This window comes from Pseudomonas sp. 2hn (assembly GCF_019646095.1).
GTDB classification, from domain to species: Bacteria; Pseudomonadota; Gammaproteobacteria; order Pseudomonadales; family Pseudomonadaceae; genus Aquipseudomonas; species Aquipseudomonas peradeniyensis.
The window spans coordinates 764,213-787,884 of sequence record NZ_CP081016.1 but is presented as its reverse complement, the minus strand read 5'-3'; the positions used below and the strand labels follow the sequence as shown (position 1 = coordinate 787,884).

The 23,672-nt window shown below is 62.8% G+C and carries 11 protein-coding genes, 2 tRNA genes and 3 rRNA genes; 5 read left to right on the top strand and 11 right to left on the bottom strand.

Annotation, left to right across the window (positions count from 1 at the left end; all coding sequences use genetic code 11):
* Positions 1–46 precede the first annotated feature (46 nt).
* The 10 genes from recD to K2O50_RS03635 form a co-directional block, all read right to left on the bottom strand.
* Entirely contained in the window at positions 47–2,122 is a 2,076-nt protein-coding gene (gene recD / locus K2O50_RS03680) for an exodeoxyribonuclease V subunit alpha (protein ID WP_050706946.1), read from the bottom strand.
* Positions 2,119–5,790, bottom strand: a complete 3,672-nt coding sequence (recB, locus tag K2O50_RS03675) for an exodeoxyribonuclease V subunit beta (protein ID WP_050706947.1) — start codon at positions 5,788–5,790, stop codon at positions 2,119–2,121. The genes recD and recB overlap by 4 nt, the downstream gene beginning before the upstream one ends.
* On the bottom strand, positions 5,787–9,266 hold the full coding sequence (gene recC, locus K2O50_RS03670) for an exodeoxyribonuclease V subunit gamma (protein WP_050706948.1): 3,480 nt from the start codon (positions 9,264–9,266) through the stop codon (positions 5,787–5,789). Before recC ends, recB begins: the two co-directional genes overlap by 4 nt.
* Before the next feature lie 251 nt (positions 9,267–9,517).
* Positions 9,518–9,633, bottom strand: a 5S ribosomal RNA gene (rrf, locus tag K2O50_RS03665).
* Between the two features lie 131 nt (positions 9,634–9,764).
* A 23S ribosomal RNA gene (locus tag K2O50_RS03660) occupies positions 9,765–12,657 on the bottom strand.
* A 242-nt stretch (positions 12,658–12,899) separates the two neighbouring features.
* Positions 12,900–12,975: transfer RNA gene (locus K2O50_RS03655), tRNA-Ala, on the bottom strand.
* Between the two features lie 96 nt (positions 12,976–13,071).
* A tRNA-Ile gene (locus K2O50_RS03650) sits at positions 13,072–13,148 on the bottom strand.
* 87 nt (positions 13,149–13,235) lie between these two features.
* Positions 13,236–14,772 (bottom strand): 16S ribosomal RNA (locus tag K2O50_RS03645).
* The 16S, 23S and 5S rRNA genes sit together here with 2 tRNA genes alongside, the layout of an rRNA operon.
* Before the next feature lie 613 nt (positions 14,773–15,385).
* On the bottom strand, positions 15,386–16,879 hold the full coding sequence (locus K2O50_RS03640) for a CoA-acylating methylmalonate-semialdehyde dehydrogenase (protein WP_050703641.1): 1,494 nt from the start codon (positions 16,877–16,879) through the stop codon (positions 15,386–15,388).
* A 71-nt stretch (positions 16,880–16,950) separates the two neighbouring features.
* On the bottom strand, positions 16,951–18,297 hold the full coding sequence (locus tag K2O50_RS03635; protein WP_050703640.1) for an aspartate aminotransferase family protein: 1,347 nt from the start codon (positions 18,295–18,297) through the stop codon (positions 16,951–16,953).
* Positions 18,298–18,416: 119 nt separating this feature from the next.
* Between K2O50_RS03635 and K2O50_RS03630 the strand changes: the two genes are divergently transcribed.
* From K2O50_RS03630 to K2O50_RS03610, 5 genes are all read left to right on the top strand, one after another.
* Positions 18,417–19,334, top strand: a complete 918-nt coding sequence (locus tag K2O50_RS03630) for a LysR family transcriptional regulator (RefSeq protein ID WP_050703639.1) — start codon at positions 18,417–18,419, stop codon at positions 19,332–19,334.
* 85 nt (positions 19,335–19,419) lie between these two features.
* Entirely contained in the window at positions 19,420–20,082 is a 663-nt protein-coding gene (locus K2O50_RS03625) for a TetR/AcrR family transcriptional regulator (RefSeq protein WP_023629633.1), read from the top strand.
* Positions 20,083–20,091: 9 nt separating this feature from the next.
* Positions 20,092–20,676, top strand: coding sequence for a YigZ family protein (locus K2O50_RS03620; RefSeq protein ID WP_050703638.1), 585 nt, complete (start codon positions 20,092–20,094; stop codon positions 20,674–20,676).
* Between the two features lie 445 nt (positions 20,677–21,121).
* Positions 21,122–21,808, top strand: coding sequence for an SDR family oxidoreductase (locus K2O50_RS03615; protein WP_050703637.1), 687 nt, complete (start codon positions 21,122–21,124; stop codon positions 21,806–21,808).
* Positions 21,809–21,895: 87 nt separating this feature from the next.
* Positions 21,896–22,846 carry an adenosine deaminase gene (locus K2O50_RS03610; protein WP_050703636.1) on the top strand — a complete coding sequence of 317 codons (951 nt, stop codon included), beginning with the start codon at positions 21,896–21,898 and terminating at the stop codon, positions 22,844–22,846.
* Here the strand turns inward: K2O50_RS03610 and K2O50_RS03605 are convergent.
* Positions 22,843–23,553, bottom strand: a complete 711-nt coding sequence (locus K2O50_RS03605; RefSeq protein ID WP_050703635.1) for a helix-turn-helix transcriptional regulator — start codon at positions 23,551–23,553, stop codon at positions 22,843–22,845. The genes K2O50_RS03610 and K2O50_RS03605 overlap by 4 nt on opposite strands.
* Positions 23,554–23,672: the final 119 nt, after the last annotated feature.

Below are 23,672 nucleotides of genomic sequence, written 5' to 3'. Positions count from 1 at the left end.
TGCGGATAATGCCGCAACGATAGCATATCGGCGGCAAACTCCAGAGTCAGACTTGCTCCAGCATCAGCCCCGAGACCCGGCGGACCTTGCGCCCCACTGCCTCCTCGAACACCCCGGCGCGCGGCTCGATCAGGCTGAAGCAATGCTTGGCGCGGGTGATCCCGGTGTACACCAGTTCCTTGGTCAGCACCGGGTTCAGCGCATCGGGCAGCACCAGTGCGGTATGGCTGAATTCCGAGCCCTGGGACTTGTGCACGGTCATGGCGAACACCGTTTCCACCTCGCTGAGACGGCTGGGCAGGACGAAGCGCACCCCGCCGCTGCCATCGTTGCGCGGGAAGGCCACGCGCAGCAGCGCCTCGCCCTGATCGTCCGGCAGGCGTAGGGCGATGCCGATATCGCCGTTCATCAGCCCGAGGCCATAGTCGTTGCGGGTGACCAGTACCGGGCGACCCTCGTACCAGGGTTGCTGGCTGTCGATCAGCCCGGCGTTGTGCAGCACCCGGGCGACCCGCTCGTTGAGGCCTTCGACGCCCCAGGCGCCCTTGCGCACGGCGCAGAGCAACTGGAAGGCCTCGAAGCTGTGCAGCACCTCCGCCGCCCAGCGCTCCCAACGCGGATCGTCGCCTGGCGTGCCCGGCGGCGGGCGCAGCCGACCGATGGTACGCAGGTAGCCGCGATACCCTTGTGGCCCCTCGGAACCTTGGTTGAGGCCATCGAGCAGCAGGCGGTCGAAGCGTTTGTCATGCTCGCCGCCCAGGGTCAGACAATGGACATCCGCCGGTCGGGTCGCCAGCAGCGCACGCGCCTCCAGGGCTTGCTGGCGATTGACCAGGCGCGCCAACTGGCCGATGCCGCTGCCTTCACCGAAGCGCCGCGAGTGGCGCAGCATCACGATCTGCTGGGCCAGCGGGTTGCGCTGGCCATCGCCCGGCCTCAGGCCTATGTCGGCCAGCGACTGTCCGCCCACCTGCTCCAGCCAGGCCAGGGTCTGCGGCCAGTAGCAGCCGTCCTCGGCATCGCGGCACAGGTCGCCCAGCACCGCCCCGGCCTCCACCGAAGCGAGCTGGTCCTTGTCGCCCAGCAGCACCAGCCGCGCGTTGGCCGGCAGGGCATCGAGCAGATTGGCCATCATCTCCAGGTCGATCATCGAGGCTTCATCGACCACCAGCACATCCAGGGGCAACGGGTTGCCGGCATGATGGCGGAAGTGCCGAGAGCCCGGGCGGCTACCCAGCAGGCGGTGCACGGTGCTAACTTCGGTGGGGATCTGCGCCCGCACCGCGCCATCCACCTGCAAGCGCTCCACCTGCTGGCCGATAGACTCGGTGAGGCGTGCCGCGGCCTTGCCGGTCGGCGCCGCCAGGCGGATGCGCAGCGGCCGGCCTTGTTCGACCGCAGGGCCCTGCAACAGCGCCAGCAGGCGTACCACGGTGGTGGTCTTGCCGGTCCCGGGGCCGCCGGTGATGACACTGAAACCGGCACGGGTGGCCAAGGCGCAGGCCAGCTTCTGCCAGTCCACCTCGCCTGCGGTCGAGCCACCTTCGAACAGTTGCGCCAGGCGTAGTGCCAGGTCGGCCGGCTGCGGCTGAAGGCGCGCCAAGCGCTCATGCAGGGCGTTGTCGATGCGTCGCTCGTAGGTCCAATAGCGGCGCAGGTACAGGCGCTCGCCGCTGACCACCAATGGCCGGGCACGCTGCTCGACGGTATCGCCGGTGGCAACCAGGGGGCTCTCGGCGATCCGCTGCAACCAGGTGCCCAGGTCGAGGCTGGCCAGCAGTTGCGAAGGCAGCAGCAACGGCCCGGCCAGGGCATCGCCTTCCGGTGGCAGCGACAGGGCGAAATCCGGCTCGGCGAGGGTCTGTTGCAGGTCGAGGCAGACATGGCCATGACCCAGCTGGTGGCTGGCCAGGGCGGCGGCCAGCAGCACCAGCGGATCGCTGCCCGGCGCCCGCTCCTCGAGGAAACTCACGAAGGCCCGGTCCAGGGCGCGCAGCCAGCCACGCTCGACCCAGCGATCGAGCAATGCCAGCAGGTCATGACTGTGGCGCAGCGGCGCCAGGGCGCTCAGGTGCTCGGCCTGCAAGGGCGTGGGCAGCAGGTCGTCGAGGTTGCGGCTCATGGCGTGGCTCCGGCAAACAGGTCCTGTTGAGCGGGTTCTTGCTCACCCCGGAACATCGCGTCGAGCTGTTCGATCAGCGCCCGGGGCGGCCGCGCATGATACAGCCCGTGGCCGGCCGAGGTGACGCCACGCAGGAAGATGAACACGGCGCCGCCTACGTGCCGATCGTAGTCGTAGTCGGGCAGGCGCGCGCGCAGCTGGCGATGCAGGGCCAGCAGGTAGAGCACGTACTGCAGATCGTAGCGGTGCTCGAGGATTGCCTGCTCCATGGCCAAGGCGCCGTAGGCCTCGGCGTCGGGGCCGAGCCAGTTCGACTTGTAGTCGGCCACGTAGTAGCGCCCGTCGAGCTCGAAGGCCAGGTCGATGAAACCCTTGAACATGCCGTTGAGCACGGTCGGCTGGGCGGCCGCCCGCGTCATCCCAACGTGGGTGTGGCGCGCCACCAGATGGTCGAGGCGCACCGCGTCGACCTGATGGCTGGCGAACCAGAACTCCATTTCGACCTGGTAGCGCTCGAGGCCTGCGAGGGTCAAGGTAGCCCCTTGCAAAAGCATGGGCTGGACCAGCAGTTGCTGCAGCCACTGGGTCAGCGTGGGAATCCAACCGGTCCAGTCGCGTCGGTTGCAGCGCTGGCCCACCGTGCGCTCGATCACCTGCCCTTGGGCAGCGACCTCGGCGAATCCTTCGCGCCCCGCCCATTCCAGCAGGCCATGAAGGAAGGTGCCCGGATTCGGACCACGGGGGAAGCGGTGGATATCACCCGCCTGCGCCGGCACCTCACGCAGCGACTGGCTGTCCAGCACCTCGTCGTCCAGCAGTTGCTGGGCCTGGGAGCTGTCGGCGACCAGGGTCTGGTCGCCGACCCGCAAGGCACTGTAGGAAGCGATCCACCAGTGTTCCGCAGCGGCCCGACGAGGTTTGCGCGGCGGCAGCAGCTCGCGCTGGCTGTCCGGCGTGCGGTAGCACAGGGCCTGGACCTCAGGCAGTGGACCCTGGGTGATGGCCGGGTTGCCAGCCGCCAGGGTGGCGAGCCATTCGCCCAGCTGACTGGAAGCCGCCAACGGCAGGCCACCGCCCAGCAGGTAGCCCAAGGCCGAACGATGCAGCTGCGAACTGCGCTGGGTGCCGCGCTTGAGGTCGGCAACGCCCAGCCAGCAGGCATGCTGGGCACGGGTCAGGGCGACGTAGAGCAGGCGCAGGTCCTCGGCCAGGCGTTCGTCGTCGGCGCGCTCGATCTGCTCGGCATTCGGGGTCAGGGTCAGGTGCGCCGTACCCTGGTCGTCGTGCCAGCCCAGGGGCAGGCGCTGGCCATCCACCGGCTTGCTGGTGCAGATGAACGGCAGGTACACCAAGGAGTATTCCAGGCCCTTGGACTTGTGGATGGTCACCACCTTGACCAGTTGCTCGTCGCTTTCCAGGCGCAGGATCTGCTCTTCTCCGGCCTGCCCGGCGTTGGCCAGGTGCTCGGTGAGATGGCGGATCAGCGCCTGCTCGCCATCCAGCTCGCCTGCGGCCTGCTGCAGCAGTTCGGCCAGGTGCAGCAGGTTGGTCAGCACCCGTTCGCCGTCGCTGCGGCCCATCAGCGCCCGCGGCAGCTGGAAGTCGTGCAGCAGGCGGCGCAGCATCGGCAGCACGCCCTGACGCTGCCAGGTGTCGCGGTAGCGGCGAAAACGCATCACCCAGCTTTCCCAGACCCGCTCGTCCTGGTTCAGGCGCTCCAGTTCGATAAGCGGCAGGTCGAGGGTCAGGCTGGCCAGGGCGGCCTTGAGCATGCGCTCCGAGTCCGGCTCGGCGCAGGCCTTGAGCCAGGCCAGCAGGTCATGGGCCTCCTGGGCGGCGAACACCGAGTCCTTGTCCGACAGGTATACGCTGCGCACGTCGCGGGCCGCCAGTTCGGCGCGGACCATCTGGGCCTCGCGACCGTCGCGCACCAGGATGGCGATATCGGAAGGCAGGCAGGGCCGCAGCTTGCCGGCGGCATCGGCGAACCCGCTGACGCCTTGCTGACCACCTTCGAGCAGCTCGACGATATGGCTGGCGCAACTGGCCGCCAGTTGCTGGCGATACGCTGTGCTGGACACCGGCTCGTCGCTCTCCAGCTGCCAGCAATGCAGGGCCGCGCTGGGCTGTCCGGCGATCAGCAGTTGCTCGCCACGGCCTTTGGCGCGCACTTCGACGAAGGGCAGCGGATTATCGCCCTGGGCCCGGAACAGGAAGGCGCCACGGCCTTCGGCTCGGTCCTCGGCCTGGAGGAATACCCGATTCACCGCCGCGACCATGGCCTGGCTGGAGCGGTAGTTGGTGTCCAGGCTGTGCAGCCGTCCGGCAGTGGCGCGGCGCGCGGCCAGGTAGGTGAAGATGTCGGCGCCACGGAAGGCGTAGATCGCCTGCTTGGGGTCGCCGATCATGAACAGGCCGGTGTCAGGGTTGTTCTCGGTGATGCGGTAGATGCGCTCGAAGATCCCGTACTGGACGGGGTCGGTGTCCTGGAACTCGTCGATCAACGCGACCGGGAACTGCTCGCGGATCAGCGCGGCCAGGCGCTCGCCGGAGTCGCTGCCCAGGGCATGCTCCAGGCGCAGCAGCATGTCGTCGAAGCCCATTTCGGCGCGACGACGTTTCTCCACCTCGAAGCGCGCCGAAACCCAGGCGGCGGCATGCTCCAGCAACCGTGCATCGGGGCTGGCCAGCCCCTGCAACTGCTCGCGCAAGGATTCCATGGCCCGCAGTGCCGGGTGCTGCGGCGGCTCGCCGGACTTCCAGGCCTCGGCCAGTCCTGCGGGCGTCAGGCGGGTGAAGCCGGTGCCCAGGTCCAGCTCCATGGCCTGCTCATCACCGGCCCAGGCCCGCAGCTTGTCGAACCAGGGTTCGAAATAGCGTGCCTGCAACTTGCGCCCGTCGGCCTGCTTGGCCGCCACGGCATCGCGGCAGATCTGCTGCAGCTCGTCGGCCCAGGCGCCCCAGGGCGCCTTGAGCTGCGCCAGTTGTTCCGTACGCTGGCGCAGGGTCGCCTCGATCAAAGTCTGCGGGTCTTGCGCGTCCTCCTGGCCACGAACACGGCCGAACAGGGGCCTGATCCTTGGCAGCAAGGCATCGGGGCTGCCCCAGTTGCCGCGCACCCAGGCCAGCGACTCACCGCGCATGCCGTAGCAGAAGCGCCGCCAGTAGTCGCGCATGACCTGGCCCAGCAGTTCGCTGTGATCGGTCTCCAGGCTCTGGGTGAACAGGCTGCCGCTGTCGAAGGCGTGCTCACGCAACATGCGCTGGCACCAGCCGTGGATGGTCGAGACGGCGGCCTCGTCCATCCACTGCACGGCGATCTCCAGGCGGCTGGCGCAGCGTGGCCATTGCTCCTGTGGATAATCGTCGCGCAGCAGGTGCAGCAGCGGGTCGGCATCGTCCAGCTCACTGCGGAAGAAGCGCGCCGCTTCGGCCAGGCGCGCGCGGATACGCTCGCGCAGCTCCTTGGTGGCCGCGTCGGTGAAAGTCACCACGAGGATCTGCGGTGGCAGCAGCTCGCAGCTGAAACCCCGTTCACCGCCATGCCCGAGGATCAGCCGCAGGTACAGGGCCGAAATGGTGAACGTCTTGCCGGTACCGGCGCTGGCTTCGATCAGCTGGCTGCCGTGCAGTGGGAAACTCAGCGCCAGGGGGCGGGCTTGGGTCATTGGGCGTTCTCCGGGTTACCCAGGGTCTGCCAGGGCGCTGCGAACAGGGGGCGATACAAGGCTTCGCACCAGCCTTCGAAGGTTTCGTCGAGGGCCAGCGCGGCGAAGTCACGGTACTGGCGGGCCAAGGCCAGGCTTTCGCTGCGCTCGCCGAAGCTGTTCTGGCCGTCACCCTCATAGGCGCGGATGGCTGCGGCCACGGCCTTGTCCGGATCCTCCTGGGCCAGCCAGGCGAAGGCGGTCTTGGCCGCCACCGGCAAAGGGGCGTTCATGCCCGCCTGGCGTGCCACCAACAGTTCGCCCAGGCGCTCTGCCGCCTCACTCTGGGGCAACGGGGCCAACAGCAGGGTCAGGTCACTGGCCACCAACGCGCTATGCAGCGGATAGCCCGAGGCGCAGGCGGCAAGGTGCATGACCCAGGCCGGCACCAGTCGGTGCCACTTCAGGCTGTTGCGCCCGGCACTGAGGGTGTTGGGCACGGTGGCGATGCTCAGCAGGCTCTGGTCCTCGGCCTGGTACACCCGGCCGAGCCAGCCCTCCAGGCGCAGCGGCCCGTGTTCGAAATGGATCGGCAGGGCACCCTCGACCAGGGTCGGCCAGCGTTGCAGCAGTTGCCGATGACGTTGCAGCAGGTCCGGCAGTGGCTGGATCAGCTCGGCCTGCAAGGCTTCGCCGAAGCCTGCCAGCGGCAGCATCCCGCAGGCCTGGAGGCGTCGGGCCTGGGCCTGCAGCGCCCGCTCGGCGTTGTCTGGATCGGCCAGCGCGGCGCCGAGCAGGCTTTCGCTCAGGCCGTAGCGTTGCAGGGCGTCCAGCACGAACGGCTCCTCGTCCGGGGGCGGTGCCTCCAGAGCCTCGAAGAACACTTTCAGACGCTGGCTGAAGAAATGCCGGACCGGATGGCGCAGGAAGTCCTGAAGCTGCACCAGATTGAGCGGCTCATCGCTGACGTAGGCCGACAGTGCGGTAGGCGCTTGCGCTTCATCCACGGCCTGGTGCAACGCCAACCACTCATGGGCGAAGCTGAACAACGGGCTGCCCTTCTGGAAATAGCGCTGGCTGAACGGCTGCAACGGATGCTCCTGGGTCAGGGCATGCAACAGCTGCTGTCCAGGGTCGTCGCGTTGGCCGGTCTTGGCGCCGGCGAGCTGCCAGCCGGCGGCCAGGTGATCGCGCAGTTGCCCGATCAACACCGAGGACGGGCGCTCGCTGTTGTCGCGGATGCTGCGCCCGACCCAGCTGACGTAGAGCTGGTCACGTGCCGAGAGCAGGGCCTCGAGCAACAGGTAACGGTCATCCTCGCGGCGGGAACGGTCCCCTGGCCGGTAATCGCTGGCCATCAGATCGAAGTCGAGGGGCGGCTGGGCACGCGGGTAGTCGCCGTCATTCATGCCCAGCAGGCAGACCACCCTGAACGGAATGGCACGCATGGGCATCAGAGTGCAGAAGTTCACCGAGCCGGCCAGGAAGCGCTGGGACAACTTGCCCTGGTCCAGCCCGGACAGCCAGGCTTCGCGCACCACGGTCAGTGGCAGCAGGTCGTGCAGGCCGACCGCGTCACAGGTTTCCAGCCAGGTGTCGCGCAGGTCCTGCAGCTGCACCAGGAGCAGTTCGTCGTGCTCGTTCTCGGCCAGGAAGAAGATCTGCAGCAACGCATGCAGCCGTGCCCCCCACTCCGTTGCCGAGGCCGGCTGTGAGAGCGCCTGGCAGGCAATGTCCAGGGCATCGAGCAACGCGACCAAAGGGCCGATCAACGCGGCATCGAGGCCACCGATCTCATCGTACGGCTCGATACCGTCACAGCCTTCGCCCACGCCGACCGCGTACCCCAGCAGCATGCGTCGCAAGCCGAAGCGCCAACTGTTCTGCTCAAGCCCCTCAGGCAGGCCGAAGCTGGCGCGTTGCTCGGCACTCAATCCCCAACGGATGCCTGCCCCTTCGATCCAACGGTGCAGGGTCGGCAGGTCGCTTTCCTGGATGGCGAAGCGAGCGCGCACTGCCGGCACGTCCAGCAGGTCGAGCACTTCGCTGACGGCGAAACGGCTGTCAGGCAGCTTGAGCAGATGCTCCAGGGCGATCAGCAACGGGTCGCGACCACGCTGGCCCTGGTCGGTCAGGGTGAACGGGATGTAGCGCGGATCGGTGCGATCGAGCTGGCCGAACACCGCGCGGATATGCGGTGCGTAGGTGTCGATGGCCGGCAGCATGACGATGACGTCGCGGGGTCGCAGCGTGGGGTCGGCACTGAAGCGGGCCAGCAACTGATCGTGCAGGATCTCCACTTCGCGCTGCGGACTGTGGGCCAAGTGGAAGCGCACGGAACGGTCCTTGCCCGGATCAACCGCCGGCCATTGCTCGCGGGTCTCGGCCAGGGGGCGCAGTTCGAGGATGTCGTCCTGCAACTGGTTGAGCAGGGTCTTAGGCTCACCTTCGCTGAACAGGTCGATGCGTCCGTCGCTGAACACGCCCTGGTAACTGCCGGGATCGTCGTAGCTGTCGAGCAGGTTGATATAGTCGCGCCCCTGCTTGCCCCAGGCCGCCAACAGCGGGTGCGCATGCTGGTGCAGTAGCTCGTCGTCCAGTTGCAGGGGCATGCCCTGCTTGCGTTGCTGGCGTTTGTACTGGTGTCGCAGCAGGTCCTTGTCGGCGACGATATCGCCCCAGTGATGGCGGCAAGGGTTGTGCACGCACAGCAGTACCTGGCTGAAGCGGGCCAGGCCTGCCAGGGCCTCGAGGATCTGGGCCGGCAGCGACGAGATGCCGAACACGATCAGCCGTGCCGGCAGCCCGGCGGGGGCCTGCTCCAGGCCGTTGATCCGCTCGATGAAACGTTGGTGCACGCCGGCCCGGCTCTGGGCCATGCCCGCCTCGCCGACGTCCTCGAGCAGAATCCGCCATAGCTCGGCCTGCCAGCGATTGCCGGCGGCCAGCGGCTTGCGCTCGCCACGTGCGGTGTTGAGCACATGGGCGCCACTTGCCCAGTCCTTCAACCAGTCGGCGCGGTAGACCTGATACTGGTCGAACAGGTCGGCAAGGCGCTCGGCCAACTGGTAGCGCTTGCGCAGGTCGCTGTCATCGGTGAGAAAGCGGCGCAGGGGCTCGAAGTGCGGGCGTTCGATCACTTCCGGGAGCAGGCGCATCAGGCGCCAGGTCAGGGGCGCCTTGTCCAGCAGTGACACCTCGGGGATTTCGTCGCGCCCCAGCACGCGGCGGTACAGCTGCCACATGAAGCTGCCCGGAAGCTGCACATCGATGGCGGCGGCGATCCCGCAACCGCCCTGGTCGTCGTCCTGTGGATCCTCGGCCAGGGCCAGTTTCAACCATTGGGCGATACCGTTGCTCTGCACCAGGGCGATTTCGTTTTCCAGCGGCGCCAGGGGGTAACGGCGCATCACGCTCACCACCAGATTGCGCAAGTCGTCCAGGCGGTTGCCCTGGACGATCATGAAGCCTGGGTGAAGTGAGGTGGTCTGGGGCATTGGCTGGTCTCGGGGAGCGGGTTGGTGCAGAAGGAGAACCTTATCACGGAGGCGATTGACGCGGTCGAGGGCCTCCGTGGGCGCGGGCTTGTCGGAACGCCGCACCGCCCGGATAAGGCCAGATCAGGCCGTGAGGTTATCCGGGCATGCGCCATCGCGGGGCAAGCCCGCTCCCACGCCAGATTTCTTTACCAGGATGGAAAAGACAAAACCCCTACCTGCTCGCGCAGATAGGGGTTTTGCGAAATGAATCTTGACGATGACCTACTCTCACATGGGGAAACCCCACACTACCATCGGCGATGCATCGTTTCACTGCTGAGTTCGGGATGGGATCAGGTGGTTCCAATGCTCTATGGTCGTCAAGAAATTCTGTTGCCAGAACATCCAGATGGATACTCCAGCGAATTCGGATATGTGAATTTGTGAAGCTGCGAACTTTCGGTTCTTTCGTCTTCACCACCGCAATCTGCGCTTTGCAAATTGCTTGGGTGTTATATGGTCAAGCCTCACGGGCAATTAGTATTGGTTAGCTCAACGCCTCACAGCGCTTACACACCCAACCTATCAACGTCGTAGTCTTCGACGGCCCTTCAGGGAGCTCAAGGCTCCAGTGAGATCTCATCTTGAGGCAAGTTTCCCGCTTAGATGCTTTCAGCGGTTATCTCTTCCGAACATAGCTACCCGGCAATGCCACTGGCGTGACAACCGGAACACCAGAGGTTCGTCCACTCCGGTCCTCTCGTACTAGGAGCAGCCCCTCTCAAATCTCAAACGTCCACGGCAGATAGGGACCGAACTGTCTCACGACGTTCTAAACCCAGCTCGCGTACCACTTTAAATGGCGAACAGCCATACCCTTGGGACCGGCTTCAGCCCCAGGATGTGATGAGCCGACATCGAGGTGCCAAACACCGCCGTCGATATGAACTCTTGGGCGGTATCAGCCTGTTATCCCCGGAGTACCTTTTATCCGTTGAGCGATGGCCCTTCCATACAGAACCACCGGATCACTAAGACCTACTTTCGTACCTGCTCGACGTGTGTGTCTCGCAGTCAAGCGCGCTTTTGCCTTTATACTCTACGACCGATTTCCGACCGGTCTGAGCGCACCTTCGTACTCCTCCGTTACTCTTTGGGAGGAGACCGCCCCAGTCAAACTACCCACCATACACTGTCCTCGATCCGGATAACGGACCTGAGTTAGAACCTCAAGGTTGCCAGGGTGGTATTTCAAGGATGGCTCCATGAGAACTGGCGTCCCCACTTCAAAGCCTCCCACCTATCCTACACAAGCAAGCTCAAAGTCCAGTGCAAAGCTATAGTAAAGGTTCACGGGGTCTTTCCGTCTAGCCGCGGATACACTGCATCTTCACAGCGATTTCAATTTCACTGAGTCTCGGGTGGAGACAGCGCCGCCATCGTTACGCCATTCGTGCAGGTCGGAACTTACCCGACAAGGAATTTCGCTACCTTAGGACCGTTATAGTTACGGCCGCCGTTTACCGGGGCTTCGATCAAGAGCTTCGCTTGCGCTAACCCCATCAATTAACCTTCCGGCACCGGGCAGGCGTCACACCCTATACGTCCACTTTCGTGTTTGCAGAGTGCTGTGTTTTTAATAAACAGTCGCAGCGGCCTGGTATCTTCGACCGGCGTGGGCTTACGCAGCAAGTGCTTCACCCTCACCGGCGCACCTTCTCCCGAAGTTACGGTGCCATTTTGCCTAGTTCCTTCACCCGAGTTCTCTCAAGCGCCTTGGTATTCTCTACCTAACCACCTGTGTCGGTTTGGGGTACGGTTCCCAGTTATCTGAAGCTTAGGAGCTTTTCTTGGAAGCATGGCATCAACCACTTCGCGCTCTAAAGAGCACTCGTCATCAGCTCTCGGCCTTGAGATCCCGGATTTGCCTAAGATCTCAGCCTACCACCTTAAACTTGGACAACCAACGCCAAGCTGGCCTAGCCTTCTCCGTCCCTCCATCGCAATAACTGGAAGTACAGGAATATTAACCTGTTTTCCATCGACTACGCTTTTCAGCCTCGCCTTAGGGACCGACTAACCCTGCGTCGATTAACGTTGCGCAGGAAACCTTGGTCTTTCGGCGTGCGAGTTTTTCACTCGCATTGTCGTTACTCATGTCAGCATTCGCACTTCTGATACCTCCAGCAAGCTTCTCAACTCACCTTCACAGGCTTACAGAACGCTCCTCTACCGCATCACCAGAGGTGATACCCGTAGCTTCGGTGCATGGTTTGAGCCCCGTTACATCTTCCGCGCAGGCCGACTCGACTAGTGAGCTATTACGCTTTCTTTAAAGGGTGGCTGCTTCTAAGCCAACCTCCTAGCTGTCTAAGCCTTCCCACATCGTTTCCCACTTAACCATGACTTTGGGACCTTAGCTGACGGTCTGGGTTGTTTCCCTTTTCACGACGGACGTTAGCACCCGCCGTGTGTCTCCCATGCTCGGCACTTGTAGGTATTCGGAGTTTGCATCGGTTTGGTAAGTCGGGATGACCCCCTAGCCGAAACAGTGCTCTACCCCCTACAGTGATACATGAGGCGCTACCTAAATAGCTTTCGAGGAGAACCAGCTATCTCCGAGCTTGATTAGCCTTTCACTCCGATCCACAGGTCATCCGCTAACTTTTCAACGGTAGTCGGTTCGGTCCTCCAGTCAGTGTTACCTAACCTTCAACCTGCCCATGGATAGATCGCCCGGTTTCGGGTCTATACCCAGCGACTAAAGCGCCCTATTAAGACTCGCTTTCGCTACGCCTCCCCTATTCGGTTAAGCTCGCCACTGAATATAAGTCGCTGACCCATTATACAAAAGGTACGCAGTCACCTAACGAAGTAGGCTCCCACTGCTTGTACGCATACGGTTTCAGGTTCTATTTCACTCCCCTCTCCGGGGTTCTTTTCGCCTTTCCCTCACGGTACTGGTTCACTATCGGTCAGTCAGTAGTATTTAGCCTTGGAGGATGGTCCCCCCATGTTCAGACAAAGTTTCTCGTGCTCCGTCCTACTCGATTTCACTGGCAAGAGATTTTCGTGTACGGGGCTATCACCCACTATGGCCGCACTTTCCAGAGCGTTCCACTAATCTCAAACCAGCTTAAGGGCTGGTCCCCGTTCGCTCGCCACTACTAAGGGAATCTCGGTTGATTTCTTTTCCTCAGGGTACTTAGATGTTTCAGTTCCCCTGGTTCGCCTCTTGCACCTATGTATTCAGTACAAGATAACCAGCTTATGCTGGCTGGGTTCCCCCATTCAGAGATCTCTGGATCACAGTCTGTTTGCCGACTCCCCAAAGCTTATCGCAGGCTACCACGTCTTTCATCGCCTCTGACTGCCAAGGCATCCACCGTATGCGCTTCTTCACTTGACCATATAACCCCAAGCAATCTGGTTATACTGTGAAGACGACATTCGCCGAAAATTCGCATTTCGCTCATTGCTGAGCAGAACTCACAAATTTTACCTTAGCCTGAATAACCAGCAGTGAAACTGGTATTCAGTCTATCTATCACATATCCGAATTTTTAAAGAACGATCTGACAAAAGTCAGAAATCAACATTCATCGCCGAATGTTCATTTCTAAGTTCTGATCAAGTAGACACAACAGAAAGTGGTGGAGCCAAGCGGGATCGAACCGCTGACCTCCTGCGTGCAAGGCAGGCGCTCTCCCAGCTGAGCTATGGCCCCGCATATTGGTAGGTCTGGGCAGATTTGAACTGCAGAATAGCCGTCCTCACCACTCTTTACCCAGAGGCGTGGGGTGCTCTACATTCCAACCAAAATTGGTAGGTCTGGGCAGATTTGAACTGCCGACCTCACCCTTATCAGGGGTGCGCTCTAACCAACTGAGCTACAGACCTAAGGGTAAAACTTTGGGTCTTGATCGTCTTTACATCATGAATCAAGCAATTCGTGTGGGAGCTCATCAGCAGGCTGATGTCTTCGATTAAGGAGGTGATCCAGCCGCAGGTTCCCCTACGGCTACCTTGTTACGACTTCACCCCAGTCATGAATCACACCGTGGTAACCGTCCTCCCGAAGGTTAGACTAGCTACTTCTGGTGCAACCCACTCCCATGGTGTGACGGGCGGTGTGTACAAGGCCCGGGAACGTATTCACCGCAACATTCTGATTTGCGATTACTAGCGATTCCGACTTCACGCAGTCGAGTTGCAGACTGCGATCCGGACTACGATCGGTTTTGTGAGATTAGCTCCACCTCGCGGCTTGGCAACCCTCTGTACCGACCATTGTAGCACGTGTGTAGCCCAGGCCGTAAGGGCCATGATGACTTGACGTCATCCCCACCTTCCTCCGGTTTGTCACCGGCAGTCTCCTTAGAGTGCCCACCATAACGTGCTGGTAACTAAGGACAAGGGTTGCGCTCGTTACGGGACTTAACCCAACATCTCACGACACGAGCTGACGACAGCCATGCAGCACCTGTGTCAGAGTTCCCGAAGGCACCAATCCATCTCTGGAAAGTTCTCTGCATGTCAAGGCCTGGTAAGGTTCTTCGCGTTGCTTCGAATTAAACCACATGCTCCACCGCTTGTGCGGGCCCCCGTCAATTCATTTGAGTTTTAACCTTGCGGCCGTACTCCCCAGGCGGTCAACTTAATGCGTTAGCTGCGCCACTAAAATCTCAAGGATTCCAACGGCTAGTTGACATCGTTTACGGCGTGGACTACCAGGGTATCTAATCCTGTTTGCTCCCCACGCTTTCGCACCTCAGTGTCAGTATCAGTCCAGGTGGTCGCCTTCGCCACTGGTGTTCCTTCCTATATCTACGCATTTCACCGCTACACAGGAAATTCCACCACCCTCTACCATACTCTAGCTCGCCAGTTTTGGATGCAGTTCCCAGGTTGAGCCCGGGGCTTTCACATCCAACTTAACGAACCACCTACGCGCGCTTTACGCCCAGTAATTCCGATTAACGCTTGCACCCTCTGTATTACCGCGGCTGCTGGCACAGAGTTAGCCGGTGCTTATTCTGTCGGTAACGTCAAAACAGCAAGGTATTAACTTACTGCCCTTCCTCCCAACTTAAAGTGCTTTACAATCCGAAGACCTTCTTCACACACGCGGCATGGCTGGATCAGGCTTTCGCCCATTGTCCAATATTCCCCACTGCTGCCTCCCGTAGGAGTCTGGACCGTGTCTCAGTTCCAGTGTGACTGATCATCCTCTCAGACCAGTTACGGATCGTCGCCTAGGTGAGCCATTACCTCACCTACTAGCTAATCCGACCTAGGCTCATCTGATAGCGCAAGGCCCGAAGGTCCCCTGCTTTCTCCCGTAGGACGTATGCGGTATTAGCGTTCCTTTCGAAACGTTGTCCCCCACTACCAGGCAGATTCCTAGGCATTACTCACCCGTCCGCCGCTGAATCAAGGAGCAAGCTCCCGTCATCCGCTCGACTTGCATGTGTTAGGCCTGCCGCCAGCGTTCAATCTGAGCCATGATCAAACTCTTCAGTTCAATACTGCTTGGGTTTTTAAGAAACCCTAAACTTGGCTCAGCAATCTCAAATGACTATGTGATTTCTCGCATGGCCACTTGTGATGCTGATAATCTTGGCGACTATCAGTCCGTACTCACAAGCACCCACACGAATTGCTTGATTCAATTTGTTAAAGAGCGTTTGGTTAAGCGCTTTTCGTCTCAACCGAGGCGCGCATTCTACGCTTTCCTCATTTCGTGTCAAGCGTTTATTTTGAAGTTTTTCGTTTCACTTCAAACACTTGACTCGCTGCGATCTCTCGTAGCGGGAGGCGAATCATACAGCGTTACAACCTGCTGTCAACTGCCTTTTTCACCGCTGCCGATCAGGTGATCGAAGCACCTCCGATACCACCTGAAACGTTCAACCTATTGATTAACAAGAGGTTTTTCGTTTCGACTACGTCGGAAGTGGGGCGCATTATAAGGGGATCTGACAGGGCGTCAACCGTTAATTTCATGAAAGTGAAATATCGGGGGGAAAACACCGCGCCGGGGCTGCCAGGTGTTCGCCACACCCCTAGCACCTATATAAGCAGCCAAGAAACAAAACGGGGCGGCCTGTCGGCCGCCCCGCTTTCATCCCTGTGCCTTACAGGCTCGGGAACGCAAACTGCGAAGCCTCATGGCTGGCCCGCTGTGGCCAGCGCTGGGTGATCGCCTTGCGACGGGTATAGAAGCGCACACCGTCCGGGCCATAGGCATGCAGGTCGCCAAACAGCGAACGCTTCCAGCCACCGAAGCTGTGGTACGCCACCGGTACCGGCAGCGGTACGTTGACGCCGACCATGCCCACTTCGATCTCGTCGCAGAACAGCCGCGCCGCCTCACCGTCACGGGTGAAGATGCAGGTACCGTTGCCGTACTCGTGCTCGTTGATCAGTTGCATGGCCTGTTCCAGGCTGTTCACACGCACCACGCACAGCACCGGGCCGAAGATTTCTTCCTTATAGATGCGCATCTCGGGGGTGACCTTGTCGAACAGGGTGCCGCCGACAAAATAGCCATCCTCGTTACCGGCCACACGGTAACCACGGCCATCGACCACCAGCTTGGCGCCAGCGGCAACGCCGTCATCGATGTACCCCACCACCTTGTCACGCGCGGCGGCGGTCACCAGTGGGCCCATGTCCAGGCCACAGGAAGTGCCGGCACCGATCTTCAGCGCCTTGATCTGCGGCTCCAGCTTGGCGATCAGCGCATCGGCCACCTGGTCGCCGACACACACCGCCACCGAGATGGCCATGCAGCGTTCGCCGCAGGAACCGTAGGCCGCGCCCATCAGCGCGCTGACGGCATTGTCCAGGTCGGCGTCTGGCATCAGCACCGCATGGTTCTTCGCGCCACCCAGGGCCTGGACGCGCTTGCCGCGCTTGGTGCCCTCGGCATAGATGTACTCGGCGATCGGGGTCGAACCGACGAAGCTCAGGGCCTTGACCTCCGGTGCCTCGATCAGCGCATCGACCGCTTCCTTGTCGCCATGCACGACATTGAGGATGCCCTTCGGCAGGCCGGCTTCCAGCAGCAGCTGGGCGATGTACAGGGTCGAGCTCGGATCACGCTCGGACGGCTTGAGGATGAAGGCGTTGCCGCAGGCGATGGCCAGCGGGTACATCCACAGCGGCACCATGGCCGGGAAGTTGAACGGGGTGATGCCGGCGACGATGCCCAGCGGCTGGAAGTCGGACCAGGCGTCGATGTTCGGGCCGACGTTGCGGCTGTACTCACCCTTGAGCAGCTCAGGGGCGGCGCAGGCGAACTCGACGTTCTCGATGCCGCGCTTGAGTTCGCCAGCGGCGTCCTCCACGGTCTTGCCGTGCTCCTCGCTGATCATCTGCGAGATCTTCGCCTCGTTCTGCTCCAGCAACTGCTTGAAGCGGAACATCACCTGGGCGCGCTTGGCCGGCGGGGTGTTGCGCCAGGCCGGGAAGGCGGCCTTGGCCGAATCGATGGCCTGCTGGATGGTGGCGCGGCTGGCCAGTTCGACCTTGCGCACGGCCTGGCCGGTGGACGGGTTGAAGACATCGGCGGTGCGCTCGCCCTTGGTGACCAGCTCGCCGTGGATCAGGTGCTGAACAATGCTCATGCAGAACTCCAGATAAAGAAGGTAGAGACAGGCGCGTGGTACTCACGCGCCCGACGTCAAAATCAGAAAAGTCAGTCGACCTTGTTCAGGGCTTCGCCCACCGCGTCGAACAGGCGATCCAGCTCTTGCGGCTGGGTGTTGAAGGTTGGCCCGAACTGCAGGGTGTCGCCACCGAAGCGCACATAGAAGCCGGCTTGCCACAGCTTCATGGCCGCCTCGTACGGACGGACGATGGCATCACCGTCGCGCGCGGCGATCTGGATGGCGCCGGCCAGGCCATAGTTGCGGATGTCGACGACGTTCTTCGTCCCCTTGATGCCGTGCAACAGCTTCTCGAAGTGCGGCGCCAGCTCGGCGGCGGACTGCACCAGGCTTTCCTTTTGCAGCAGGTCCAGCGCGGCGATACCGGCGGCGCAGGCGACCGGGTGCGCCGAGTAGGTGTAGCCGTGGGGGAATTCCACCGCGTACTCGGGGGTCGGCTGGTTCATGAAGGTCTGGTAGATCTCGCTGGTGGCGATCACCGCGCCCATCGGGATAGCGCCGTTGGTGACCTGCTTGGCGATGCACATCAGGTCCGGGGTGACACCGAAGGCTTCGGCGCCGGTCATCGCGCCCATGCGGCCGAAGCCGGTGATCACTTCGTCGAAGATCAGCAGGATGTTGTGCTGGCTGCAGATCTCGCGCAGGCGCTTGAGGTAGCCCTTCGGCGGCGGCAGCACACCGGCGGAACCGGCCAGCGGCTCGACGATCACCGCGGCGATGTTCGAGGCGTCATGCAACTCGATCAGCTTGAGCATCTCGTCGGCCAGGGCGATACCGCCCTCTTCCGGCATGCCCTTGCTGAACACGTTGGCCGGCAGCACGGTGTGTGGCAGGTGGTCGACATCCAGCAACTGGCCGAACAGCTTGCGGTTGCCGTTGACGCCGCCCAGGCTGGTACCGGCGATGTTCACGCCGTGGTAGCCGCGGGCACGGCCGATGATCTTGGTCTTGGTGGCCTGGCCCTTCAGGCGCCAGTAGGCGCGGACCATCTTCAGCGCGGTGTCGGCGCACTCGGAACCGGAGTTGGTGAAGAACACGTGGTTCAGGTCGCCCGGCACCAGGTCGACGATCTTCTCGGCCAGCTGGAACGACAGCGGGTGGCCAAACTGGAAGGCCGGCGAATAATCGAGGGTGGCGACCTGGCGGGCCACCGCCTCGCTGATCTCCTTGCGGGTATGCCCGGCACCGCAGGTCCACAGGCCCGAGAGGGCGTCGAACACCTTGCGGCCCTTGTCGTCGACCAGGTAGTTGCCTTCGGCCGCCACGATCAGCCGCGGGTCGCGCTGGAAGTTGCGGTTGGCGGTGTACGGCATCCAGTGGGCGTCCAGCTTGAGCTGGCTGGCCAGACCGGCCTGGGCGGTTTCGGGCATGTTCATCGGGCGATTCCTCGGAAGACGATTAGGCAACGATGGGTGTTGTTGCAGCTAAATTGTCACGGCGATAAAGTTCGAAAAACCCAGCATTTCTAATCTTCAGTCAGCGGATAACTAAACTAATGAGCCGACGCCCCGATCCCCTCGCCCAGGTCAGCGATTTCGACATCCGCCTGCTGAAAATCTACCGCAGCGTCGTCGAATGCGGCGGCTTCTCGGCGGCGGAGAACGTGCTGGGGATCGGCCGCTCGGCGATCAGCCAGCAGATGAACGACCTCGAGCAACGCCTGGGGCTGCGTCTATGCCAACGAGGCCGCGCCGGTTTTTCGCTGACCGAGGAAGGCCGCGAGGTCTACCATTCGGCGCTGCAGTTGCTCAGCGCCCTGGAAACCTTTCGCACCGAAGTGAACGGCCTGCACCAGCACCTGCGCGGCGAACTGAACATCGGCCTCACCGACAACCTGGTGACCCTGCCGCACATGCGCATCACCCACGCCCTGGCCGAACTGAAGGACCGTGGCCCTGACGTACACATCCAGATCCGCATGATCGCGCCCAGCCAAGTCGAGCAGGGCGTGCTCGACGGCAGCCTGCATGTCGGCGTGGTGCCGCAGACCAGCCCGCTCTCCGGGCTTGAATACCAGCCGCTGTACAGCGAGCGCTCGCTGCTCTACTGCGCGGTCGGCCATCCGCTGTTCTATGCCGATGACCAGCAGATCGACGACGATCGCCTCAATGACCAGGATGCGATCGCCCCGACCTTCCGCCTGCCGGCCGAGATCCAGGCCCATTACCAGGCCCTGCGCTGCACCGCCAGCGCCTCGGACCGCGAAGGCATGGCCTTCCTCATCCTCACCGGGCGCTACATCGGCTACCTGCCCGACCATTACGCGATGTTCTGGGTGCAGCAAGGGCGCCTGCGTGCGCTCAAGCCCGCCCAGCGCTTCTATGACCTGGGGCTGAGTTGGGTGACGCGCAAGGGCCGCCGGCCGAACCTGGTGCTGGAAAGCTTCCTCGAGAGTCTGGCTGCGACACGTTGATACGCATCTCTACCGCTAATGCTTGTCACTTCGGCACAGGCAGGTAATCTGTCGGACATCCGTAACGACCCGCCCGGAATCGTCCATGACCCTAGAAGTCCCTGCGCATCGCTCCCCCGCCTCGGGCAAGCCCGCCGGCCGCATTCGCCAGAAGAACGAGCAGGCCATCATCCAGGCCGCCGAAGACGAGTTCGCCCGGCACGGCTACAAGGGCACGAGCATGAACACCATCGCGCTCAAGGCCGGGCTGCCCAAGGCCAACCTGCACTACTACTTCACCAACAAGCTGGGCCTGTACATCGCGGTGCTGAGCAACATCATCGAGCTGTGGGACAGCACCTTCAACGCCCTGAGCGTGGAGGACGACCCGGCCGAGGCGCTCAGCCAGTACATCCGCACCAAGATGGAGTTCTCCCGGCGCAACCCGCAGGCCTCGCGAATCTTCGCCATGGAAGTGATCAGCGGCGGCGAATGCCTGAGCGAGTACTTCAGCGCCGACTACCGCGAATGGTTCCGCGGCCGTGCCGCGGTGTTCCAGGCCTGGATGGACGCCGGCAAGATGGACCGGGTAGACCCTGTGCACCTGATCTTCCTGCTCTGGGGCAGCACCCAGCACTACGCCGACTTCGCCACCCAGATCTGCCAGGTGACCGGCCGCAGCCGGCTGACCAAGCAGGACATGGAAGACGCCAGCAACAACCTTATCCACATCATTCTCAAAGGCTGCGGCATCAGCACGCCCGCCTGACCCGGACTTATGCCTTCTACCCTGCTCGAGCTCTGCGAGTTCCGCGAGGAAATCCGCAAGAGCCGCTTCATCACCCTCGCCGGCCCGATCAGCAGCCCGGCCGAGGCCATGGCCTTCATCGAACGCCACAGCGACCTGGCGGCCACCCACAACTGCTGGGCCTGGAAGCTCGGCGGCCAATACCGCAGCAGCGACGACGGCGAGCCTGGCGGCACGGCCGGGCGCCCGATCCTTGCCGCCATCGAGGCCCAGGACTGCGACCAGGTGGTGGTCCTGGTGATCCGCTGGTACGGCGGCATCCAGCTCGGCACCGGTGGCCTGGCCCGGGCCTATGGCGGCGGCGCCAACAAGTGCCTGCAGCAAGCGCCCAAGCGCTTGCTGGTACAGCGCAGCGAGTTCATCTGCAGTTGCACCTTCAGCGAACTGGCGCTGGTCAAGCTGCGCCTGGGCGAAGTCGACGGCCTGGTGCTGGACGAGCAGTTCACCGCCAACGGCGTCGACCTGCGCATCGCCCTGGGTGACAGCCACCTCGAGGTGCTGCAGCAGCAGCTCGCCGACCTGAGCCGCGGGCGCATCCTGCTGGAACGGGCCTGAGCGTTGCCCACAACTGCTGTGGGCCTGCCTGTGGATAAGCTTGGGGCACTCCGCTGCAGGCCTTGTTCGGCAAGGCCTGCAGTATATTGAGCATATTTTGATCACATTTGTGTGACATTAACCCAAGTCACTGAAAGCGTGTGAGTTATCCCCAGTCAGTAGCGACTGCGTTCCCTGAAACGGGCATTTTCAGGCTGTCGCGCTTGCACACAATTACTGTGGAGCGGCCTGTGGATAACCCGTGAACCACCCTGTCAGACCCCGTCTCCATAGGCCTTTCAGACCTTCGATCATTTTTTGACCAGCCGCGACAGGGCAGCCGACCTCTTCCTGGTTTATGCTCGTCACCCAGGCCCTCCCAGTGGAGGGCAACCGCCACGTTGCCGCGCGACAAGCGAACCTGTGCCCAGCACCGCTCGCCGCGCTCTTGATATGGAGTATCGCTATGACCGCCAACAAGACCGCCCTCATCATCGGCGCCTCCCGAGGCCTCGGCCTGGGCCTGGTGCAACGCCTGCGCGAAGACGGCTGGAACGTCGTCGCCACCGTGCGCGACCCGCAACAGCCGGGTGCGCTGGGCGAAGTCTCCGGGGTGCGCATCGAGCGCCTGGAGATGAACGACACCGCCCAGCTCGACGGGCTCAAGCAACGCCTGCAAGGCGAAGTCTTCGACCTGGTGTTCGTCAACGCCGGGGTGATGGGCCCGCTGCCGCAGGATCTGGAAAGCGTGCAGGTACGGCAGATCGGCGACCTGTTCATGACCAACGCCGTGGCGCCGATCCGTGTGGCCCGCCGCCTGGCCGGCCAGGTGCGCGAAGGCAGCGGCGTGCTGGCCTTCATGAGCTCGATCCTGGGTAGCGTGACCATCCCCGACGGTGGCGAAGTCTGCCTGTACAAGGCCAGCAAGGCCGCGCTCAACTCGATGATCAACAGCTTCGTGGTCGACCTGCAGCGCCCCGACCTGGCCGTGCTGGCCATGCACCCGGGCTGGGTGAAGACCGACATGGGCGGCGAGAACGCCGAGATCGACGTGCTCACCAGCACCCGTGGCATGCTCGAGCAGATCAAGGCCCAGAGCGGCAACGGTGGCCTGCGCTTCATCAACTACAAGGGCGAGGCGCTCATCTGGTAAACCCGGGCGATACCGGCCTGGGTGGGCGCATTGCCCGGCCAGGCCCTGTAGAATGGCGGCCAACCGTACCTGATCGAGATTGCACACATGTATGAATGGCTGAACGCCTTGCCCAAGGCGGAACTGCACATGCACCTGGAGGGCTCGCTGGAGCCCGAACTGCTGTTCGCCCTGGCCGAACGCAACAAGATCGCCCTGCCCTGGGCGGACGTCGAGACCCTGCGCAGCGCCTATGCCTTCAACAACCTGCAGGAATTCCTCGACCTCTACTACCAGGGCGCCGATGTCCTGCGCACCGAGCAGGACTTCTACGACCTGACCTGGGCCTACCTGAAGCGCTGCAAGGCGCAGAACGTCATTCACACCGAGCCGTTCTTCGACCCGCAGACCCATACCGACCGGGGCATCCCGTTCGAGGTGGTGCTCGATGGCATCAACCGGGCCTTGAAGGATGGTCGCGAGCAGCTGGGCATCAGCAGCGGCCTGATCCTCAGCTTCCTGCGCCACCTGAGCGAAGACGAAGCGCACAAGACCCTGGACCAGGCCCTGCCGTTCCGCGACGCGTTCGTCGCCGTGGGCCTGGACAGCTCGGAAAAAGGCCATCCGCCGAGCAAGTTCCAGCGCGTCTTCGACCGCGCCCGCAGCGAAGGCTTCCTGACCGTGGCCCATGCCGGCGAGGAAGGCCCGCCCGAGTACATCTGGGAAGCCCTCGACCTGCTGAAGATCCAGCGGATCGACCACGGCGTGCGCGCCATCGAGGACGAGCGCCTGATGCAGCGCATCATCGACGAGCAGATCCCGCTGACCGTCTGCCCACTGTCCAACACCAAACTGTGCGTATTCGAACATATGGGCCAGCACAACATCCTCGACATGCTCGAGCGTGGCGTGAAGGTCACGGTCAACTCCGATGATCCGGCCTACTTCGGTGGCTATGTCACCGAGAACTTCCACGCCCTGCACCAGCACCTGGGCATGACCCAGGACCAGGCACGCCGCCTGGCGCAGAACAGCCTGGACGCGCGCCTGGTCCGCTAGCCGGCCTGTCGGGCCGGGAGGCAGGCGATCGCGTTGATCTGCTGCTGGCCGAGCGGTGTGAGCTGCACCGCCCGGCTGCCCTCCTGTTCACGCACCCAGCCCGACTGGGTGAACAGCCGAAGCAGGGCCTTGCCCAGGCAACCGCCCAGGTGCGGGCCCTGATCGTTCCATTTGCTGCAGTGGCAAATCACGCAGCCGTGCCGGTCACCGGCAGCCAGCGCGTCGATGAACACCCCCAGCGCCTCCAGATGCTCCTTGCCCTCCTGGCTCACCGACAGGTACTGCTCGCTCCCCTCCAACCAACCGGCCACATGCAGGCGGTGGAGCAGCGCGGCGGCCACTTCGCCGCCCAGGTGGTCGCCACACAGGCGCGCCTTGCGCATCGACAGGGGAATCTGCAGCGTCGTGCCCTGCTCTGCCGGTGAGCGGCTCGCCAGTTGAACGCTGGCCAGCGCCTCCACGGCGGTGCCGACCTCCGGCGTGGCCAGGCGGAAGAAGCGCTTGCGGCCACGCGCCTCGTGCCTGAGCAGCCCGGCACTGGACAACAGCGACAGGTGCGCGCAGGCCGACGAGGTGCTCAAGCCGGTGAGCACGGCAAGCTCGTCCGCCGCACGCGGGGTGCCATCGATCAACGCCCACAACATGGCGCTGCGCTTGGGATCGGCCATCAGGTTGGCGACCTGACTGATGCTGCGGACTGCGTTCATGAACCTGAAGCTCCCTGATGAATCCCGCCTGCTGGCGAACGCCGCAGATGCCCTGCCTCCGGCGTGGGCAAGCGCGGGATGGTTCGTGTGCCGGATGATCGGCGCCAGCCGCGCAAAAC

Excerpts from the sequence above, each read along its gene's own strand:
- recD (WP_050706946.1), bottom strand. The coding sequence starts at position 2,122 with ATGAGCCGCAACCTCGACGACCTGCTGCCCACGCCCTTGCAGGCCGAG.
- recB (WP_050706947.1), bottom strand. The coding sequence starts at position 5,790 with ATGACCCAAGCCCGCCCCCTGGCGCTGAGTTTCCCACTGCACGGCAGC.
- recC (WP_050706948.1), bottom strand. The coding sequence starts at position 9,266 with ATGCCCCAGACCACCTCACTTCACCCAGGCTTCATGATCGTCCAGGGC.
- K2O50_RS03640 (WP_050703641.1), bottom strand. The coding sequence starts at position 16,879 with ATGAGCATTGTTCAGCACCTGATCCACGGCGAGCTGGTCACCAAGGGC.
- K2O50_RS03635 (WP_050703640.1), bottom strand. The coding sequence starts at position 18,297 with ATGAACATGCCCGAAACCGCCCAGGCCGGTCTGGCCAGCCAGCTCAAG.
- K2O50_RS03630 (WP_050703639.1), top strand. The coding sequence starts at position 18,417 with ATGAGCCGACGCCCCGATCCCCTCGCCCAGGTCAGCGATTTCGACATC.
- K2O50_RS03625 (WP_023629633.1), top strand. The coding sequence starts at position 19,420 with ATGACCCTAGAAGTCCCTGCGCATCGCTCCCCCGCCTCGGGCAAGCCC.
- K2O50_RS03620 (WP_050703638.1), top strand. The coding sequence starts at position 20,092 with ATGCCTTCTACCCTGCTCGAGCTCTGCGAGTTCCGCGAGGAAATCCGC.
- K2O50_RS03615 (WP_050703637.1), top strand. The coding sequence starts at position 21,122 with ATGACCGCCAACAAGACCGCCCTCATCATCGGCGCCTCCCGAGGCCTC.
- K2O50_RS03610 (WP_050703636.1), top strand. The coding sequence starts at position 21,896 with ATGTATGAATGGCTGAACGCCTTGCCCAAGGCGGAACTGCACATGCAC.
- K2O50_RS03605 (WP_050703635.1), bottom strand. The coding sequence starts at position 23,553 with ATGAACGCAGTCCGCAGCATCAGTCAGGTCGCCAACCTGATGGCCGAT.